A 22,016-nucleotide genomic window follows, 5' to 3' on the forward strand; every position below is an offset into this window, starting at 1 on the left:
CGACACACTTGAATGAGCGTCTTCGATGGATGGTGCGTCCTGATCAAACCGTGCACGGTCCGGGTGAGTTCGTTCTCTATTGGATGCACAACGCACTGCGCGCGCACGAGAACCCTGCGCTCGATGTGGCGATCTGCTTGGCCAGACAGAACGGATTGCCGCTGCTGGTCTATCACGCGTTGTCCGAAGACTATCCGTACGCGTCGGATCGATTCCATTCGTTCATCTTGCAGGGCCAACGGGACGTTCAACGTGAACTATCGGACCGCGGCATCGCATCACATTTTCATTTGCAACGAGATGGCGATCGCGGTCCTCACCTGCGCGACCTAACCCGCCGGGCGGCGGTTTTGGTGACGGAAGAGATGCCTGTCCAACCGTTGGTCGGCTGGCTTGAACGATTGACGATCCGCACGACGACACCGATCGCGATGGTGGACGCATCCTGTATTGTCCCGTTGCCCATGGTGGGTCGATCGTTCGAGCGAGCATTCGAGTATCGCGACGCAACGAAACATCATTACGCAGCCCGAACCCACTTGCCCTACGACGAACAGCCTGTCGATGTCGAGATGTTTGATGGGCCGATGCCCTTCGTTTCGATGAATCTTCAGGACGCCTGTTTGTCGAAACTGATCGGCCAATGCCGAATCGATCACTCGATAGCCCCGGTGATCGATACACCCGGCGGATCTCGCGCGGGCTATGCACGGTGGGAAGCCTACAAAGCAGGCGGACTCGCTCGATACGCCGACCGCCGTAACGATGCCGCGGATCACGACGGTCCCAGCCGAATGAGCGGCTATCTGCACTTCGGGATGGTCAGTCCCCTGCGATTGGCTCGCCAGGCAAACGCGTTAGCCGCGACGACGCCCGGCGCTAAAAAGTATCTCGACGAATTGTTGATATGGCGAGAACTCGCGTTCCACTTTTGCTTTCACAATGCCGACCGAATCGATCTACTCGCAGGCGTCCCCGATTGGGCCCAGAAAACGCTCCAGCAACATGCCGGCGACGATCGGGAAAAGAACTGCAGTTGGGAAACGCTTTCTCGAGCGTTAAGCGGCGATCCTTTGTGGGACGCTTGTCAACGAAGTCTGGTCAAGCACGGTGAACTCCACAACAACGTCCGCATGACTTGGGGAAAGGCGATTCTGTCGTGGGCTTGTTCGCCGGGGCGTGCGTTGCAGTTGGCAATCGATCTGAACCACCGTTACTCGCTCGATGGGCGTGACCCCAGCAGTTACGGCGGCATCCTGTGGTGCTTTGGGCAATTCGATCGACCGTTCCAACCCGAGTCATCGATTTATGGAACGATCCGAACGCGTGACCCGAAACAACACTTGCAGCGCATCGACCTTGCCAAGTTCCAGAGCGTCGTCGACCGACCGATTTCCCCCCATGCGTCTCGGGTCGCCGTCGTGGGCGCGGGCATCGGCGGCTTGATTGCCGCACGAACGCTGGCGGATCACGGCGTGGAGGTTTCGATCTTCGAGAAATCTGCGGGCGTCGGCGGTCGCATTGCAACACGACGTAGTGAGGTCTCGGGAGAGTCCGTCACTTTCGACCACGGCGCTCAATACTTCACGTCGCGAGACCCAAGATTTCGGCGGTACGTCCAAAGTTGGATCCAGGACGGTGTCGTCGAACCCTGGCTGGGTAAGATCGTCGAACTCGGGCCCAGCGGTCACATCGTCGGCGAAAAGACGGGAACGCCGCGATACGTCGGCGCGCCGACGATGAACCATCTGGCCAAACACTTGGCCAACGACTTATCAATCCATTTGCGAACAACGGTGTCACGCCTCGATCGCCAACCGGACGGTCGCTGGACGATCGTTGGTGATGACGGGCAATTGATCGGTGATTTCGACAAAGTGATTGTCAATTGTCCGCCCCTACAAGCCAAAGCGATCGTCAGCGATCATTCGCCGATCGCTGCCAAGATCGACGAAGCAACAATGAACCCGACCTGGGCGTTGATGTTGGCCGCCGACGGCTTGAACGATCTAGACTTTGACGGCGCGTTCATCAACGAAGGACCGCTTTCATGGATCGCACGTGACAGTTCCAAGCCGAAACGCAAGACGTCGGGTGACAACCATGCCTGGGTCCTTCACGCGTCGAGCCAGTGGTCCGCCGCAAACGTCGACCGCGATGCAAATGAGGTTCAGAAAGAACTGATCCAAGCAATCGAAACGGCGACGGGACGATCCGTTGGCAACGTCACGCTTGCGATGCCACGCCGTTGGTTGTACGCGATCCCCGCGACCACGCTGGACTGTGACTCCTTGTGGGACGGTGATGCCGGAATCGGTGTTTGCGGCGATTGGTGCGGCGGCCCGAGAATCGAAGGCGCGTTTCTAAGCGGGATGTCCGTCGTCGGATCGTTGCTCCGCCAGATCACCATCGATCGGTCACCCCAAAACCGACACGTCGAAAAATCCGGCCGTCCCCCCACGTCACGCAGCGTGTGACGTTCAGGCGATCCCTCCTGCCCGGCAGTGTCTCTAGACGTTGATTCGACGCGTCAGTTCGGCAGTCAAATCGTCGATGTTCACTCGCCATTGTTTCAGCGAATCACGATCGCGAATGGTGACGGTTCGGTCCGTCATTGTTTCCGTGTCGACCGTGATACAGAACGGAGTGCCGGCTTCGTCCTGGCGTCGATATCGACGCCCCACAGCCCCCTTTTCGTCATAGAAGACATTGAAGTGCTTCTTCAGCGTGCCGTAAATCTCTTGGGCAACTTCGGGCATACCGTCCTTCTTGACCAACGGAAAAATGGCCGCTTTGATCGGCGCCAATCGTGGGTGCAACTTCATCACCACGCGTGTCTGCATCTTTCCGTTTTCGTCGGGTGCTTCGTCTTCGGTATAGGCTTCACAAAGGAAAGCCAACACACCACGGTCGGCACCTGCCGAAGGCTCGATCACGTGCGGCACGAATTTTTCGTTGGTGGCCTCATCGCGATAGGTCAAGTCCTTGCCGCTACCGCGATGCTTGGGTTTACCATCTTCACCAAGCTCGACGGTCATCGGAGATGTCTTCGGATCAAGCTTCCCTTCCATGTGACTGCGTAGATCGAAGTCACCTCGGTGGGCGATGCCCTCCAATTCGCCGTATTCACCCTCAGGCAGGAACGGGAACGCGTACTCGATGTCGGCCGTTCCGACGCTGTAGTGAGCAAGTTCGTCTTGATGGTGCTCTCGCATGATCAATGCTTCGTCCGACAGGCCCAACGATTTGTACCAAGCCAGCCGGCGATCACGCCAATACCGGTACCAATCATGCGATTGGTCGGGAGCACAGAAGAACTCGATTTCCATTTGCTCGAACTCACGCGATCGGAACGTGAAATTCCGCGGCGTGATCTCGTTGCGAAAACTCTTGCCGATCTGGCCGATACCGAACGGGATCGACACACGGCTGCTATCGAGGACGTTCTTGAAGTTGACGAAGATTCCTTGGGCGGTCTCGGGACGCAGGAACGTGAAGTCGTCTTCGCCTCCCAGCGCACCTACCGTCGTTTTGAACATCAAGTTGTACTCGCGCGGTGCGGTCAACGTGTCCAACTCTTTCGCATCTGGTGCAAGCACTTGTGTTGTGCCGTCAAGCTTGTCGATGGTCAACGACTGGTCGTTAACGGTCAACTTGTCGGCATCTTTGTTCCGCAACTTGAAGAACTTCATGCCGCGGCGACGGACCTCGTCCAGTTCTTGTTCCTGCTCCGCCATGGTCGCAACGAAAACTTTTTTGTCCTGGTACTCGACCCAACGACCACGAACTTGATCGAACCTGTACCGTTTTTTCGACTCGCGACAATCGACCATATGGTCATGAAAAAGGTCGAAGTGGCCGCTGCACTTCCAGACTTGGGGGTGCATGATGATGGTGCAGTCCAGACCGACCATCTCGAACGTGCCCGGCGCACTCTCAGGAGCGACCAGTTCGTTGTGGCCGGCGATCATGTCCTGCCACCACGCTTCTTTGACATTTCGCTTCAGCTCGACGCCTAGCGGACCGTAATCCCAAAAGCCTTGGATTCCGCCGTAAATCTCGCTGGACTGAAACAAGAAGCCACGTCGCTTACATAGCGACACAATTTTTTCCATCGATTTCATGGCAGAAACATGATTGGGGGGCGTGGGCGAAAACGCCGAATGTAGGCGTTTGAAAGAAATTGGGCGACCGTGGGTGACAACGGCGCCCAGGATTCACTGGAACGATTCAGTTGAAGCGGGGATCTTTCACCCGCTAGTACTGACGCACCATTCCGCTGGTGAAGTTCGGTTGGGTGGCGACCTGCGTCTGGCCGTTGGCGACGGAAGCCTCGAAGTTGGCACTGATTTGGCGGCTCAGGACGGCCACCCGTTCGGTTGCCATGGGTTGCATCCCGTTGAGCGCCAGACTTCGTTGGTAGTTCTGGATCGCTTGGTTCAGGTCGCCGGATTGTTCGCGTAATCGGCCCAAAGCCAACCAGGCACGAGAATTATTTGGATCTTTTTGAACGGCATCTTCGAGATACTTCAGGGCTGTCCCCGAGTCGCTGACTTCTTCGTAGAGCCTGGCCAGCTCGATTCGCGGTTCCGCAAAATTGGGATTTTGGCCTGCCCAGTTCTTCATCAATGCGAAAGCCCGGTCCGGCCGACCGGTGTCAATCAGCAAAACAGCGAGTCCCCGGTGGCATTCCACGTGATTGGGATCGTGATCGAGGCATTGGTTGTAAAGGGCCTCGGCCTGCGAAATCTGCTGGGCGTCCCCACGCTGGTTGCCCAACCGGTGGTTCGTTGCGGCCAGATTGTAGTAACCATCTGCGTTGTTCGGGTCAGTGCTGATTACCTTTTGAAACTGCTGTAGAGCGGCCGAATATTGACCTTGTTCGTACAGCCTGGCCCCAGTGGAGTTCTGTCCACTGGCTGCCCAGCGACAGCCAGAAAACGACCCCATCGCCGGTATTGCGAGGGCAAGTATGCAAAAGGAGGCTCGAAGACCACGCGGGTTGCGACGAGAAATTTGTGTCAGATTAGCCATGGGGACGAGTCTTCCGTGACGCGGGTGGCGTTGCATCACCAAAGGGGTGGGCCACGTCCCGATGCGTTCGTTGACGTAGCCACGAAACTGCCCTTCGGCTCTGTCGCGGTTATCCGGACACTATCAACCGAGCTTCAATGCGTGCAAGACCGGAACTTTTACACCACGAAAATCGTCAAACGGGCTCGGGGGAGATTCCGAGACCCGTATCGCCATGCTTAAACAACCCTTCCAATCCCCCCAACCCGATCTAAACCCCGTCCCCCAAGTCATTTCCGTTGCGAAGACGATCCGCCCGATTACACTCGGCTGCTGGTTCTCGCTCTAGAAATGGAACCCCCTTGTCCTGATTTGACCCAAGTCGTTTTCACCTACAGTCCCGCTTCGATCCGCCAAACCGGCGGGAACATCGGTATCGCCGGAATTCGATAAGAGTCGCGCGCCCCAGCCTGATATCCATCAGCGGAATCAAAACAATTACTTTGCCAACACTGTTTGGCACCTGACATACGAGGCTTTGTTGATGACCCTTCGTGACTCGCTTCTTCGCACCGGTAAACGCATGAGCGCTTTGGAACACGACGTTGAACCCATTGGCCACACTGCCAAGGACGCTGCACGTCGATTGCGTCAGAAACGTCGTCGACAAGACCGACGATTGCTAACGGAAGCTCTGGAGCCTCGTCAACTCTTGGCGGGTCCCGACTTGATCGGGATTCAACCCAACGAAGGTTCGCTGTTGCAAAACGGAACCGAGTTGAATGTTTCACCTCGTGAATTGGTTTTCCGATTCGACGATAACGCCAACATCGACCCCAGCACATTGTCGGCCATCCGCATCACTCGCGCGGGCGAAGATGGTGTGTTCGAGTCGGCCACGGCAACGTCGGACTTGGGCACCAGCGGACAAGTGTTGGTGGAGTTCCGCGCTGCGCAAACGGGCAGCCTCGGCAACGGCGTTCAGGTCGTCTTCACATCCAGTTCGCGCACCGGATCAAGTTTGCCGATCCTGACCGTCGCCGATCGCACCTTGACCGTCGATGTCAACAGCAACCCCGGTCAACCGACACGTGTCGCCGACTTGATCTCCGCCATCAACGGGAACGCAGCAGCGTCGGGATTGGTCGAAGCCATTCAAGTCAGTGGACCTTCGCAGGGCGAAATCGGAACACGCGTTCCGACGGGTCTGACGTTAACGCTGATCGGCGCTAATTCGGCCGAAGCGGTGACGGACTTTGGCACCAACGGCGCCGTAAGAGTGCGTGTTGTTTCCGAACTGCCCGGCGTCGACGGTCGTGGAACACAGGTTCAAATCGAACGACGCGACTTCGGTGGCCAAGCCAACCCGGTTGTCGTTGTTACCGGTTCGCTGATTCGCGTTCAATTGAACAGCAACGCCAGTTTTCCATCGACGGCGGCTGACTTCATCACTGCGATCAATACGAACCCCGATGCTTCACAATTGGTCACGGCGGTCTTGCAAGAAGGCAGCGTGTCGACCCCGATCGGCGGCGGCACCGCCGCGCTTCCGAATCTGACACTAAGCGGTGTCACCGACGTTGTGGTTCAACCGGGCTTCGTCGGACTGGGCGATTCGCCTCGCGAAGTCGTTTTCCGATTTGCCGAACCTTTGCCGGACGATCTCTATCAGATTGACATCCTGGGAAGCGGTCCGATCTCGCTGCGAAACTCGGATGGCGAGTTGTTCCAGGACGGCGTCGACTTGACGCGCCGATTCCGAATCAATCTGGGACCGAAAGTGGTTGCCGTGGTACCTGAACCGGTTCGCCGCGATGCAGCGACCGGGGCGCTGAGCCCCGACGTTGGTAAGATCGAAGTCCACTTCAACGATGACGATCTGGACAAGAACTTGGCCGAAACGGCTGGCTTCTATCAACTCGTTTTCACGCGTGACACGGCGACCAATCGCGACGATGTGATCGTGCCGCTGACCAACAAGCCGGTTTACAACAACATCACCAACATCGTCACCCTCGATTATGGTCGGCCACTTTCTCGCTTGCCCGATCCGGCCAACACGGGGCAATTCCTCAGCGGCGCGGTCCGGTTGCGAGTAGGCACCAGCGAAGGTTTGGCATCGGCCCCGACGGTCATTCCGTTGACGACGGGTGTTGATCAGGCCGGCAGCACGTTCGACAGCGCCTTCAATCTTGATTCCCAATGGGCGGTCAGCGCCACGACAACATCGTCGGCGCGGCTGTCAGGCGAGATTTTCAACACGTCGTCTTATGACCTAACGTTGCCCGGCCCAGATTTGCCGGGAACTCGCCAAATCCGCCAGGACGATCCGTCTCGTTTGGCACGCACGGTCCCCTTGGATTACCTCCGCAACGGCGCCGACACCGTCAACGGCATCTCGGTCATCCAATACGATTTTGCGCCGTCATGGTTGGGTGACGATCCGACTCGCCCAGGGATCAGCGAAGACAAGACGTACTTCAACATCATCAGCGAACAACAAAAGCAACGTGTTCGCGAAGTGATGTCGTTGTACAGCGAGTACCTAGGGATCAGCTTCGTCGAAGTCGAAGGTGGCCCCACCAGCCAAGCGGCCATCTCCATCGCCGTCGGCGATTTGTATGGCACCGTGACCACGCTGGATAACGCCGGCACCGTCAGCAGCGATGGCGGCATCGCCGTCGCGACGCGCGATCGCAACGGCGACGGCATCGCGGACCTCGGCGTGATGGACTTCCAAGACTTTGACGAATCGATCGACGATCAATTCGGCGGAGAATTCTTCCGCGGTGCGATGTTCACCGTCGGACAATTGCTCGGCTACGGTTACGCCGACGATCTACCGCAACCGGTCACGCAAAGCACCAGCTTCATATTCACGCCGGGCACCGACAACGAACCGGCTTTCCCCAGTGTCGCCGACATTGTCCACGGTCAATATTTGTACCGTCCCGACAGCACCGACATCGATTTATACAAGTTCACATTGGCGAGCCGTGGCTCACTTTCGATCGAAGCATTTGCCGAAAGATTGACCAACCCCAGCCTGTTGGACACGACGCTTCGCTTGTACCAATTGGGCCCGCAGGGCAGCTTCGTTGAAATTGCTCAGAACGACGATTACTTCAGCAATGACTCGGCCATCGATGTCGAAAACTTGCCCGCCGGCAGCTACATGATTGGTGTCAGCGCGCGTGGCAACAACAACTATGACCCATCGATCGAAGACTCGGGATTCGGCGGACTGACAGAAGGCAATTACGAGCTCGCCATCAACTTCAAACCGGCCGCCACCAGCGGAATTCGTGATGCGGGCATCGGCACCACATCGCAAGTGCTTGATGGTGACGGCGACAATCGCGCTGGCGGTGTGTTCGATTTCTGGTTCGTTCCGACGGACAGCAACAACACGCTGTACGTCGACAAAGCAGCATCCGCCACGGCGGGTACAATTGGCACGGTCGGCAATCCGTATCGCGAAATCGACCTCGCCATCGCCGCGGCCCGCCCCGGTGACACGATTCGCGTTGTCGGCAACGGCGGCGTCGACGGTCGCGTCGAAACACCACTGGACAACTTTGCCTATCAAATCGGCTTCTCCAACAACGGCCTGCCATTGGTCGATGGTTCATCGCTGAACCTGCCCAAAGACGTTCGCATGGTGATCGATTCGGGTGCGATTCTGAAGCTCTCCGGTGCAAGAATTGGTGTCGGAAGCGTGTCGCCGTTGATCGACGCCAGCAACTCGGCACTGCAAGTGCTCGGTACGCCAAGCATCATCGGCACCAATGGACTGCCCGCACGCGATGCGACGAATCAAATCATCCCTGGCAGCGTTTACTTCACCAGCTTGAACGATCGCACGATCGGAATGGGTTCGACGACCACGACCCCGCGTGCGGCACAACCAGGCGACTGGGGCGGAATCGACTTCCGCGGCGACTTGGACGCGTCGGATGAATCGCGACGCAATCGAGAAGACGAGGGCGTATTCCTGAACCACATCCAATACGCCGACATGCGTTACGGCGGTGGTGCGGTTTCGATCGGTGGACGTCTGGTTGCGGTTTCGCCGATCGATATGGCGATGACGCGACCGACGATCATCAACTCGAACATCTCCGATAGCGCCGACGCCGCGATCGCTGCGACACCGGACACGTTTGCGGAAACCCGGTTCACCGAACCTGCATTCCAATCCGGTGGCGCGTTCACTCCCGACTTCTCGCGTGTCGGTCCCGAAATCCATGGCAACACGATCGTGGATAACAGCATCAACGGTTTGTTCGTTCGTGTTGTGACTCGCACCGGCGACGTTGTGGAAAAGGTGACTCAAGCGACCCGCTTTGACGACACCGACATTCCGCACGTGTTGACCGAAAACTTGGTGATCCAAGGCACGCCGGGCGGCCCTCTGCTGCAATCATCGGCCCCTTCGTCGTTGTTGATTCGCTTGCAACCGACGTTGACCGGAAGCGTGCCCGTGGGCACCTATGCGTACCGGATCACCAACGTCGATTCGCGTGGTTTGGAATCCGCGTCCAGCCAAACTTCGGTTTCGGTAGCGTTGGCAGCGACGGGCGGTATTCGCTTGACCCAGCTGCCGACCACCGGTGCAGGATCAGACTTCGTTTCACGCCGCTTGTATCGGGCGACCATCGATCCGACGACCGGATTGCCGGGCGAATTCCGCTTTGTCGAACAGCTCAACGCATCCGACACTTCGTTCACCGACAATGACGCAGTCGGTACGACATTGTTGTCAACAGCCACACAGGTTTTGCGTAGCCGCTTGGACGCCAGCTTGGTCATTGATCCAGGAACCGTTCTAAAAATCGACGGTGCAAGAATCGAAGCTCGCTTCGGAGGCAATTTGACGGCCGAAGGTTCGCCAAGCTTGCCGATCGTATTCACGTCGCTGGAAGATCAACGCTACGGTAGCGGCGGGACGTTCGACACGAACGACCGTGGCGACGAAGGCGAACTGAATCCTGGCGATTGGGGTGGCATCTACATCGGTGCGGCGTCGTCGGCCAGCATCGACCAAGCGGTGATCGCCGGCGCCGGCGGAACAACACGGATTGAAGGCGGATTTGCTTCCTTCAACGCCATCGAAGTTCAACAAGGCCATCTACGTTTGGCGAACTCGCGTTTAGAACAGAACGCCAATGGCCGAGGAAACACCAACGGCGAACGGGTCGGTCGTGGAGATAACGCCGCGGGTGCGGTGTTCGTTCGCGCTGCAACACCCATCATCGTCGACAACTTATTCATCGGTAACGAAGCGGGCGCGTTGTCGTTCGATATCAATTCATTGTCCAGCGTCGAAGTCAACGATCCTGGACGGGCAACGGGCTTGATCGACAAGTCGAATGTGATCGGCAATGCCGGACCGCTTGTTCAAGGCAACGTGCTTAGCGACAACTCGGTCAACGGCATGGTGATTCGTGGCGGTCAATTGGCTACCGCGGGCGTGTGGGATGACATCGACATCGTTCACGTCGTGAACGATTCGATCGAAATCCCGAATCAACACATCTTTGGCGGCCTGCGTTTGCAAAGCGACGCACGGGGATCACTGGTCGTCAAGTTCCTCAGCGATGAAGGCGAAACGGCCGGCATCGTTGTGGGCGGTTCGCTGGCGACCGCATCGGACGAATTCCGTGACATCGCCGATCGGATTGGCGGATCGTTGCAGATCATCGGCCATCCGGACTTCCCCGTCATTTTGACGACCCTAGCCGACGATACGGCCGGTGCTGGGTTCACGTTGGCCGGGTTGCCCCAGTTGGACACCAACAATGACGGCAACGTGATCGACGATTTGGCCGGTCAGCAAAACGACGGCTTCATCCGGTTGCCCACGGGTCCGGAAGTCGACCGCGGAACGGTCATCGACAACGACGTTGATGTCAACACGCCGGGATACTTCGAAGCCTCGATTGGTGCCGGCAACGCAGTCAACTTTGGCGGCAGCGGTGTGACGGTCGAAGACTTGGCGGCCGGCGCTGTTTTGGTCAACCAGAACTACGTGTTCCAGTACAACACCTATATCGATTTGCCCGGCAGCGTCGTTAACTTGGCGAACACCACGGTGACTCAAGCACCGACGTTGATCGCCGACGATGTGGTTGAAAGCCGTGGAACGTTCCCGGGTCCCAACGGCACCGTGAACTGGGTCGCAACATCGTCGTTCTTAGACGGCGTAACGCGACTGTTTTCCAAGTTGGATCTCGATGGTGGGGCCGCGGCACTTGGCGACATCCGTGTGATCAGCTACTTGGACGAAGACGTCGAAGGCGTTTCGGACGACATCCTGGTCACATCCGGTACACCCGGTGCGTCCGACTTCCGAGCCTTCACGATCGACGGCCCGCGCCGCATCGGTTTCTCGCACGGCGGTTACTACATCCCCGACGGCACGAACCTGATCAACGCCACCTACGAAGGTTGGGCGGCTGACCAATTCAACGAATTGCAAACCGCAATCCAGGCTGGGACGCAAGCATTTAGTATTCCCGGCACGATCGACCTGAACAGTCTGCCCCAAGGAGCCGATCCGGACTTCGGCACTCGCTTTGGACCGGCTGACGTGACGACCGCGTTCTCGTGGGCGGCTGTCGCAACCGAGACGACGTCAACGGTCACGGCGTTCCTAGAATTGCTGGCACAAGATCCATCGCTTGTTGCACCCGCCCAGCAGTTCGATTCCGGTTTGTGGAACGGCATCGTGATTCGCGAAGCCGCTTCGGACCGAAACGTTTCGGCGATCGCTGAATCGGAACCGGTACGAACCGCGTTCATCGATTCCAATTCGATTCCCAGCCAATCGCAGTTCCTCGGCGAACTTGCGCCCAACGAGCAATCGGGTGACGAGAACCGCCGACTCGGCTTTGTCGTCGAAGGCGCGATCAGCAAGAAGAGTGACTTGGACGTATTCTCGTTCGTCGGCCAGAGCGGAACCGAAGTTTGGTTGGACATCGATCGAACCGGTTCGCAACTCGATTCGGTCGTTGAATTGATCGATGCGAACGGTCGCGTGCTGGCTTCGTCCAACGATTCGATTCTTGCCGAAACCAACCCTGCTGCATTGTTCACCGCATCGGGCGTCAACCCCGATGCGGCTCAACCGCTGTCCGTCGTGACCGAGCGTTTACAGGCCCAGCAAATCACGATTTCCGAATCGATCGTCGACGCGACGGGCGGAAGCTTGGCGCTGTCGATCGTTGGCGTCACAACGCCGGTTTTGGTTTCAACGGCGCAATTCCTGCAAGACCCCGCCGGATCCATCGCTGGCGCGTTGCAGAACGCCTACCCGACCCAGTTGGGAACGATCTCTGCGACGCTCCTTCGTCGCGCACCACGCGTGGTCAACCCGAACAATCCTTCGGTAATCACACGGCCGGGCGATAGCTTCGTCGTCCAACTGCGTTTCGATAGCGGCCTGTTCGCCGGTCGACAAGTGCCTGGCGTTATCGTGACCACTTCAACGATCACCGGCGCTTCGGTGACCGCCAGTACCGCAAGCGTCTTGCTGGATTCGCAACTGCAAGATTCCTACAGCACCAATGCCAAGGATGCTGGGATGCGGATCGTGCTGCCCGGCGAAGCGGGAACACGAAACCTTTATCACGTTCGCGTACGCAGCAGCAACACGACCAATGCGTTGGACTTCACGACGCTCAACGATACGACGAAGCTGAAATCGGGTCTTTCCGAAGGCGCGTATCAACTGCAAATTCGATTGCAAGAAGTCGACGAGCACGCTGGTACACAAATTCGTTTGGCGGATGTTCGATTCGCGCAGAACGGTTTGCAAATCATCGGGCAACCGTTGCACTCGCCCCTATTGGGCGAGGAATACGAAATCCCCGGTGACAACGATTCACTGGCCAATGCCCAGCAATTGGGATACTACGGCGCTGGCGCCGTGGGTGAGGCCGGACCACTGCAAAGCGATCGCTTGGCGAAGTCATTCGCCGGCACGATTTCGTCCGCGACGGATGTCGACTGGTACAGCTTCGATGTCAATTACGAAAACTTGACGCGCGGCCCCAACGACCCACCGCTGTATCTATCGACGGTGTTTGACCTGGACTACGCCGACGGATTCGCTCGCGCGGACATGGCGTTGTACGTTTTCAACGCGGCTGGCGAATTGGTCTACGTCGGTGGCGACAGCAACATCGCCGACGACCTGCCCGGTGTCGCCAGCAGCAACAACACCAACGATCTGTCGCGCGGCAGTGCGGGCACCCAAGACCCGTACATCGGTGCGGCCGAGTTGGCCGAAGGCACTTACTTTGTGGCCGTCGCCAACCAAGGCACCGTCCCGTTGCCGATCGATCAATTCTTCAACCAAGCCAGTGCGAACCCGCTGTTGCGATTGGAACCGATCGATTCGGTCCGTCGCATCGCCGAGGACCGCATCTATCGCACGACACCGCTTGGCGTTGTCGACGACACGGGTAACTTTGGATTCGATTCGACCGGTCAGGCATTCTTGCTCAGCGCCGGCGGCACAACGCTGATCAACCAGGAACCGATCACTCGGTCCAACGGAACCATCATCGAGGTCGGGTCACTGCTATCGATCAACCGGACCACGGGCGGACTGGAACTGGATGCGGCGGGCGATCCGATCGTGGTCGGCGTCGCCGGCGGCGCGACCGCATCGTCGCCAACGGTGCCCGTGCTGTTCGACAACAATTCGATTGTCACCAACACGTTTGATGACACGCTTTTGTACGTCAATACGGCGAACAGCTTGATCTTAGTGAATCCGTTCACCGGTGTGACGTACGGCAGTGTCGGAACCTTCGGTGACGAAATTCGCGATATTGCGTTCCGCAGCAACGGCGAACTGTTCGGCTACAGCGACAACGGTAATCCGGCGATCGGCGACGATGCTTGGTTCTATCATCGCATCGACACGGGCAACGCGACGCTGAGTGCGCCGCTCAGTGTCGGTGCCGGAATCTCGACGTTCAACGACCTGGTCGGCGACTTGATCTTGGAAACGGCAAGCGACGACGGCTTGGAAGTCGAAGGGATCACGATCCGCGAATTCCAAGGCTCCGAAGTCGGTTACTTCGTTGCCAATCGCCCAACCAATCGCCAAGGCCTCAGCTACTTCACCAACGTGCTTTATCGATTCGATGAAGAAACAGGCTTGGCAACCGGCCCGCCCTTCGATTTGAACGAACAGGACGCCGGTGCCGGTACGACACCTCGCGAGAATGGCCAGATCAACACCGCGCCTGTGGGAACCTTTGGCAACCGCCTGGGAATCACCGGTGCCAACGAACTGAACACGGCCGGCATTTCGGTACCCAGCTTGTTCGATGGCGACAGCTTCACGGTTTCCAACGGTGCCGAACGCGTCACCTTTGAATTGAACCAGTCGTTCACATTGACGGCCAATACGACCCAACCCGTCCGTGATGGTGATACCTTCACGATCGACGGCGTTGTCTTTGAATTCGATGCCGGACAACGACTGGCGCTCAGCAACGTGTCGCCCGCGGGCACACTCAATGCCGGCAACACCGTTCAGGTTCAAGGTGCCAATGGACAAATAAGGACGTTTGAATTCACACGACTTGGTGCGGCAAGCTCAGGCAACGTTGCGATCTCGTTGGTGACGCCGCAGGGTGCGGCGCTTCCGATCGATCAAATCGCCACTGCTTTGAGCAACGCGATCAACGCCAACATCGCCGACGCCGGCGCCATCTCGCGTGCGGGTGAAGTCTTCTTTACCGGCAGCAACGCGTTGCAGTTGACGACCGGTGGACCTGGTGTCGCGGTGCTTGGAAGTGGCGGCGTCACATCGCCCAATGCAGTGCCAGTGGTCGTTACCGAAAACGTGAGCTCCGATCAATTGATCGCCACGATGACGCGAGCCATTCGTGGTGCGGGAATTTCCGTATCTTCCAAGGGAACGCAGCTTTCGCTGCCCTCGGCAACGACCGTTTCGATTAGCGACCCATCGGCCTTGTCGCTTACCGGCGCGCCGGGCGTGACCAGTGGCAACATCGCTGTACTACTGTTGCCAACCGACGATGCAGCAACCATTGCCCAACGGATTTCGTTGGCAGTCGAAACTGCTAGCGATAACAACACGCTTCCCAATGTCTCGGCCGTGCCGGACGGTCATTCGATCCTGTTCCAAGGTGGCGTTGTCGAATCGGCGACGGGCAACTTGGTGGCTGGTGGTATCGCACCGACCGGCAATGCACCCGGCGGTGGTGGTTTTGTCACGGGCATCGAAATCGTCAACGGCAACCTTTATGCCGTCAGCGACAACGGTGGATTGTTCCGAGTCTCATCAGGTGAACTCAACACGTTCGGAAACCGACAAGTTGGTACCTATGTGACCACATCGACCGACTTGGCCGGACTGAACTTCACCGGACTGCGTGCCGGACCGGTGACCGCACTGGGCGCCGATGGCCAACAGTTACGGGACTTGTTGTTCGGGATCACGGCCAACGGCTCGATCTATGCCTTCAACACTCGCGGCGAATTGCAACCCGTCTTCGCTGGTGGACGCACCAGCATCAGCACAGGTGTCGGCGGAGCTTTGGGGCTTGACTTCAGCATCGTCGACTACAACTTGTGGCACGTGACCGGAACGCGAGGCAACGACGCTGGACACGGCATCAACGCGCTCGACAGCGGAACACGCGCTGCGACGCCCGGTGGATCCAGCTTGGCTTTCAACTTTGAAACGGGTGCATTCAACGGCAACTACCCTTCGGCGGCTGAGCAACCCGTCATTCGCAATGCAACGGGTGTCATCGTCAACCCGCGGCAAGACGGAACCGACTTTGACCGATCGTTCAACGTCCCCGGTGGTGCGAAGGGTGCGGTTCAAAGTAACCCGTTCAGCTTGGAAGGCATTGCTTCGGCCGACGAACCGATGCTGTACTTCAACTACTTCGCCGATACACCGGACTTCAGTGATCGATTGCGAGTCTTCGTTGTTGCGGCGGATGGCGTCGAACACGTTGTCGCGTCGAACAGCTTCGCCCGGGGAACCGGATTCGCCGATGATGATTTCGACGATGCACCATTGTCAGGTGCTTACGACGATGACATCGATGTCGATGTTCAACAACTGTTCAACCAGGCCGGCACTTGGCGACAAGCACGTGTGCCACTTGGCGAATTTGCCGGACAAGAAGGACTCAGTCTGCGGATCGAGTTTTCGACCAGCGGAAACACGAACTCGTCAACACAGTCGATCCGGACCACCAGCGGCAAGTCGTTGATCGAAGGCCAATCCTTGGTCATCAATGGCCAAGAATTCAGCATCGATCTAACACCAGCGGTTTCGGTCCCATCGGGGCTGACGATTTCGTCGCTGTACACGGACCCCAACGCGATTGCTTCGGTCACGATCGATGGTCAAGCGTATGTGTTCAATGATGGCACGCGAACGCTTCCCGTCGGTGCGATTTCGGTGCCACTGGCAAACCCAATCGCTTCGTTGTCGTCCGATCAAGTCGCTGGTGCACTTGCCGAAGCGATTCGCGTCACACCACCGACCGGCACCGTGACCAGCGGCGTCAACTTCAGCGATGCCGCCGATACACCGGCAGGCGGAAACCGTCGCAACGACTTGTTATTCGAAGCAACGCCGTTGCCGTATTCCGGTGGCATAGCAACGATCCAAGGCACTGGCCGACTCGGCAACTTTGACGCCACGGGTGTTCCGATCAACATCGACGATGTTGACTTGGTCAGCGTCAATGTGACGGCCGGCACCACCATCAGCGTCGACGTCGACTTGGACTTTGATCCGAATTTGAACGCTGCGATTCGATTTTTCGACGCATTGGGCAATTCACTCGATGCCGAAGCGATTGCCAACGTCATCAACGACACCATCGATTACACCGCGACCAGCGACGGAACGATCTACATTGGCATCAGCGGACGCGGCAACGAGTCTTACGACCCACGCGTTCCCGGCACGACGCAGAACGGCCAAATCGATAGCTACACCGTTTCGGTTGGCGTGACACCGAACCTGAGCGTTCTGACCAACGGCAACTTGATCGAAACCAACGGTTTGGCTTCGATCACGACGTCACCTGCCAACTTGTTTGCCGTCAGCGGCCAACAAACGTTGACGGGATTGCCAATCCGTGTCAGCCGCTTCATGAGTGCAGCGGAAGTCGCCGGGGCCGTTCAGCTAGCCCTTGCCGATCGATTCTTCGAAGGGAACCTCGGAGCCATTCCAACCAGCGGCGCTGTGGTTCAATTGCCCGCGCTCACGCTCAACGAATCGGGACCGTTTGTCAGTGCAAGTGATCGATTCGCGGGTGGTGGAACGGGCAGCATCCTCGATGGATCGCGTGACAACGCGGCCGAAGGTGTCTACCTGGACGACTTCGTCATCGGCTTTGCCGAACGAGGCGAGATCGCGACGGGATCCAATGTGGTCGACACGGCCTTCATTACCGATGCCCGCCCACAGTTTGCAACGCCGGCCGATCCGACCAGCAACTTGACCACGGGCTCGTATCAGGTCGAAATCCGTAGCGCCAGCGAATACGTCAACTCGGCTCGCGAGATCGCCCCCGTCGATCCGTCGAACCAGTTGAAGAACTTCCGCACGTTCGATACCAACCAACGTCTAAGTGATTCACGTACGATCGAAGCCCTTCCCGCGAACTTGCTTCGCGATGGTTCGTCGTTCTCGATTTTCGACGGACGATCGACGGTTACTTTCGAATTCAACTTGACGGAAGCGTCCAGCGGAGTGACTCCTGGCCGTGTTGAGATTCCGTTCACGTTGCAGGCGATCGAAGAAGGAAGTCAAGACTTTGATGCGGTAACGGGTCTGCCAATACCGGGAACCGGAACGATTCGTCCACAAACGGCATCGGAAGTCGCCGCGAATATCATCGCAGCAATCAACCGAGCCGACGTGCAGTCAATCTTGAAGGTTCCGGCATTGAGCGCCGCCGGCGTCGACAGTGATTCGAGTCCCGTCATCAACTTGTTTGCCGACGTGGTCGTCAACAATGGCGATGGCGCACTGGCATCGGTCGGACTGAGCAAATTGACGGGCGACGATAACCGCGACCGCGATGGTCAAGGCATCATCCTGATCGAGAACAGCCGTTTCCTTTACAACGCGGGATACGGCATCGCGATCTCGCACGGATTGACGGCAAACGTTGCCGGTGAAGACACGCCATCGATCGTGCGTTACCCACGCAACTTGGTCGAACTGAACAGCGAAAGCATCACGCCCGGCGTCATCATCCAAAGCAATATCCTGGCCTTCAACGACTTGGGCGGATTGCAGATCGACGGAATCGCGTTGGGTGCGAACGACACCTCAAGTGATCCCATTGCCTTCGATCGCATCGTCAACAACACGATCATCGGCGGCCAGATCATTGCGGGTGTGAATTCGCCTCCGCAAACGTTTAGCGGAACCTTGTTCCCACAAGGCGTCATCTCGTTCGCGGACGCCGTTGTCAATTACTCGCCTAACGCTGGCGGAACTTCACCGACGACTGTTCACCAAGATCCCGACCAAGCCCTCGGCGCACCCGACGGCAACGGTCGCGGTCCGGAACCAACCGACGGCACGACGACCGTATCGCTCGGACTCGGCGGAACGTTGACACTTCAATTCAACGACAACCTGCTAACCGGAAGCGGTGATTCGCGGGCGGACTTGATCGTCTACGAAACGGGTGCGATCGAATCGGTTCGAGTCGATATCAGCCGCGACGGCATTCAATTCGATAACGTCGGAACGCTTGGTGGACTGACCAATTCGGTCGACATCGATGCGTTCGGATTCGGTACCCAAGATCGATTCGCATTCGTTCGCCTGACCGACTTGCGTCAAGGCGGGCTGACCGGCACGGCGTTGGGTGCGGATATCGACGCGGTGGGTGCGATCAGTTCGGTGCCAATCGAGCGGTTCACCGCCGGCGGTACGGGTATCGAATTGGTTGGAAATGCCGCGCCCGTGTTGTTGAACAACGTTATCGCGAACACTGAAAACGGAGTGATTCTCGATCCGGCCAACACATTGCCGATTTTGGGCGGAAACACGTTCTATCGAAACACCGCCAATGTTCCCGACGGCGTTTCGGTGGGGCAATTTGCTCAAGAATTGACGGATGCCGAAGTGGTCTTCGTTGGTGCCGCCGACCTAGTCTTTGCACCCGCAGCCGGTTCGCCCATCATCGACAGCTCGATCGACTCGCTCGAAGACCGATCCAGTCTGACAACCGTTAAGAATCCGCTAGGTCTTCCGCCATCGCCAATTTTGGCGCCGCGATTGGACGTCAACGGTCAACTTCGCATTGACGATCCAAACGTGGAAACGCCGAGCGGTTTGGGTGAACGAGTCTTCAAGGACCGCGGTGCATCCGATCGTGGTGACCTGGTTGGCCCGCGAGTCGTCTTATTGACGCCTCAAGCTGCCAACCTGGGATTGGGTTCGGGAGCGACCAGCGTCTTTGGCGACGCGCCGCGATACTTCGAGATCCAATTGATCGACGGCATCGCGCCCGCCGACGTGACACCGGGTACCGGGATCGACGACCGCAGCGTTTCGAACCAGTCGGTGTTGTTGCTTGAAAACAATGTCGCGCTGATCGAAGGCATCGATTATCGATTCGGTTACAACCCGACCACCAACGTGATTCGCTTGACGCCGATCGCCGGTGTTTGGAATGAGAATTCGACGTACGTCATTCGCATGATCGATGCCACGGACGCGATCGTCTCTGCTTCCAACGGTGTCTCGTACACCGACGGTGGCGTACTTAACATCCGCGACCTCGATGGTGCGACGACAAGCTTCGAGTACGAAACCGGCATCACCTTGCGAGTTCCCGCCGGAATCATTGATGGCAACACGGGTGAAGGCGTTGAGATCGAAGTCTTTGATGGTGTCAACACCATTATCTTCGAACTTGATAATGATGGACTTACCGATTCTTTGAATGTCGCCGTTCCGATTCCGCTAGCTGGAAACGATTCGTTGGTTGCGACGGCGATCGCCAATGCCGTCAACGCATCAAGCCTGAATCTGACGGCAAACGTTTCGGGTACAGTCGTCCAGTTCTTGGGCAGCAATCCGCTGGCCACCGTCACGCAGACACCGATCGTGTTACCCGTCACGGGAGCCATCGGAACCGAGATCGGGTTCGGTTTGCAGATTCCGGTCGACGGTGCTGCTGTGGCCGACACGGTCCAAGACGGCCAAACGTTCGTCGTCCGCCGCGGTGCGAACACGGCGGTCACTTTCGAATTCGATACTAACGGAACCCTCGATACCGTCGGCGCGATTCGCGTCGCGCTACCAGCCTTCGCAACGCTTGATCAAATCGCCGACGAAATCGTGCGAGTGGTCGGCGGTGCGGGACTTGGCTTGAGTCCGTCGAATGCCGGATTCGGACGAGTGTTCCTTGGTGGCGATGCGAACTATTCGGTCGACCTGACCGAATCGACGCTAACGCAACTGGGCTTACCCGGTCAGACCGCGTCGTTACCGATCGTGATTCCGATCGACTTGTCGGCCAATCAAGTGTCCGTATTGATCGCCGAAGCGATCAACAATGCGGGACTGTCGGGCGTGACCACGTCGATCGTCGACTCGCGAATCTTCGTCGAAGGCACTGCCGGCGCCAGCGGAGTCGGGGCCGTCGATACGGTTACGATTCGCGATGAAGTCGGAAACCTGCTGCAAAGCAATCAAACCAACGGTCGCACCCAGTTGACGATCTTCGTCGGCGGCGGGTTCGATTACGGTGACGCACCATCGCCGTACTCTTCGTTGTCGGTGGATGGAGGTCCTCGCCATCGCCTCGGTGGATCGCTAACGCTAGGCCAAACGGTCTCGGCAGATTCGGATGCTCAAGTTCCCAATGCTGATGATGACGACGGCGTCACAATCGGCACCGTTCGCGGCGGATTCACCACGAACGTGGCCGTCGAGGTTCGCAATTCGGATCCGACGCTGACCAACATCTACTTGGATGCTTGGTTCGACTGGAATGCCAACGGCGTGTTCGAGTTGTCCGAGGTCCAGCGATTCGGTACCGCCGGAACCGGACGCTCGGTGATCGGTGTTGGCGTCAACAACTTGTTGATCGACGTGCCGGCGAGTGCCGTGGTTGGTGAAATCTACGCTCGATTCCGTTTGAGCGGCGATGACAACCTGGGTTCGACTGGCGATGCACCCAACGGTGAAGTCGAAGATTACCGAATCTTGGTTTCGAACAATCCGTTCCAAAATCCGACCGGACGCTTTGACGTCAACGCCAGCGGTGTTGTGACGCCACTGGATGCATTGCAAATCATCAACGCGATCGATCGCAGCGGTGGGCAGAACATTCGCCTTGATTCGCTGCCGTTGCCCATCAACTTGCCTGCGTTCCCCGACGTCAACGGTGATGGAACCGTTTCGGCGATGGACGCGTTGCAAGTGATCAACCAATTGGCACGCCTGCCCAATACGACCGGTGGATCGGGCGAATGGATTGGTGAAGGTGAAGCCAGCGGGTTTGTCCAAGTGGCCAGCGGCGTGCTGGCTTCAGGTGCGACGCGAGTGGGTGACGAGGTGATCTTGCAGCTACAACTGCAATCAAGTGTTTCCACCGCCACCGTGGAAGCTCCGGCGACCAAGACGAGCGTCTTCGACAGCCCCGTGATGGTCGAACTTGATGCGATCGTCGACTCGATTGCCGAAGACAGCGCCGCCGCTCGCAGCGACGACGCAACCGGTGCGTTGGACCAACTGTTTGCATCGTTCTAAGTCGAATTTCGATCCACGTGATCGCGAGCGGTACCCGATCGGGTCATCGCTCGCGATCGCCGATCGAAATCCGGCCGATTGATGAACGTTTGTGCGCTGTCGGTTTTCACCGGCGCGATGATGATGAATTCGGGTTTCAGGAAATTTGCGCAGTTGGCGGCAACAGTTTCGATTGTTTGGCGTCTAACACATTGCAACATTCAAA

The 22,016-nt window shown here is 57.8% G+C and carries 4 protein-coding genes; 2 read left to right on the forward strand and 2 right to left on the reverse strand.

The features are described 5' to 3' along the window. Nucleotides 1–8: 8 nt before the first annotated feature. The gene (locus tag Poly51_RS10890) at nt 9–2,477 is read left to right on the forward strand and encodes an FAD-dependent oxidoreductase (RefSeq protein WP_246114406.1); all 2,469 of its coding nucleotides are present in this window, start codon (nt 9–11) and stop codon (nt 2,475–2,477) included. A gap of 33 nt (nt 2,478–2,510) precedes the next feature. Here the strand turns inward: Poly51_RS10890 and Poly51_RS10895 are convergent, their stop codons facing one another. Together Poly51_RS10895 and Poly51_RS10900 are read right to left on the reverse strand one after the other, a co-directional pair. After that, on the reverse strand, nt 2,511–4,115 hold the full coding sequence (locus Poly51_RS10895; protein WP_146457384.1) for a glycine--tRNA ligase: 1,605 nt from the start codon (nt 4,113–4,115) through the stop codon (nt 2,511–2,513). Nucleotides 4,116–4,257: 142 nt separating this feature from the next. Then, a complete protein-coding gene (locus Poly51_RS10900) occupies nt 4,258–4,950 on the reverse strand; it encodes a tetratricopeptide repeat protein (protein ID WP_146457119.1) in 693 nt (230 codons plus the stop codon). Nucleotides 4,951–5,557: 607 nt separating this feature from the next. On the opposite strand from Poly51_RS10900, the gene Poly51_RS10905 reads away from it, so the two are divergent. Beyond that, entirely contained in the window at nt 5,558–21,811 is a 16,254-nt protein-coding gene (locus tag Poly51_RS10905; protein WP_146457121.1) for a GEVED domain-containing protein, read from the forward strand. The last annotated feature ends 205 nt before the right edge of the window (nt 21,812–22,016 follow it).

It is taken from the genome of Rubripirellula tenax, from assembly GCF_007860125.1.
In the GTDB taxonomy this organism is placed as follows: Bacteria; Planctomycetota; Planctomycetia; order Pirellulales; family Pirellulaceae; genus Rubripirellula; species Rubripirellula tenax.

Excerpts from the sequence above, each read along its gene's own strand:
- Poly51_RS10895 (WP_146457384.1), bottom strand. The coding sequence starts at position 4,115 with ATGGAAAAAATTGTGTCGCTATGTAAGCGACGTGGCTTCTTGTTTCAG.
- Poly51_RS10900 (WP_146457119.1), bottom strand. The coding sequence starts at position 4,950 with ATGGGGTCGTTTTCTGGCTGTCGCTGGGCAGCCAGTGGACAGAACTCC.
- Poly51_RS10905 (WP_146457121.1), top strand. The coding sequence starts at position 5,558 with ATGACCCTTCGTGACTCGCTTCTTCGCACCGGTAAACGCATGAGCGCT.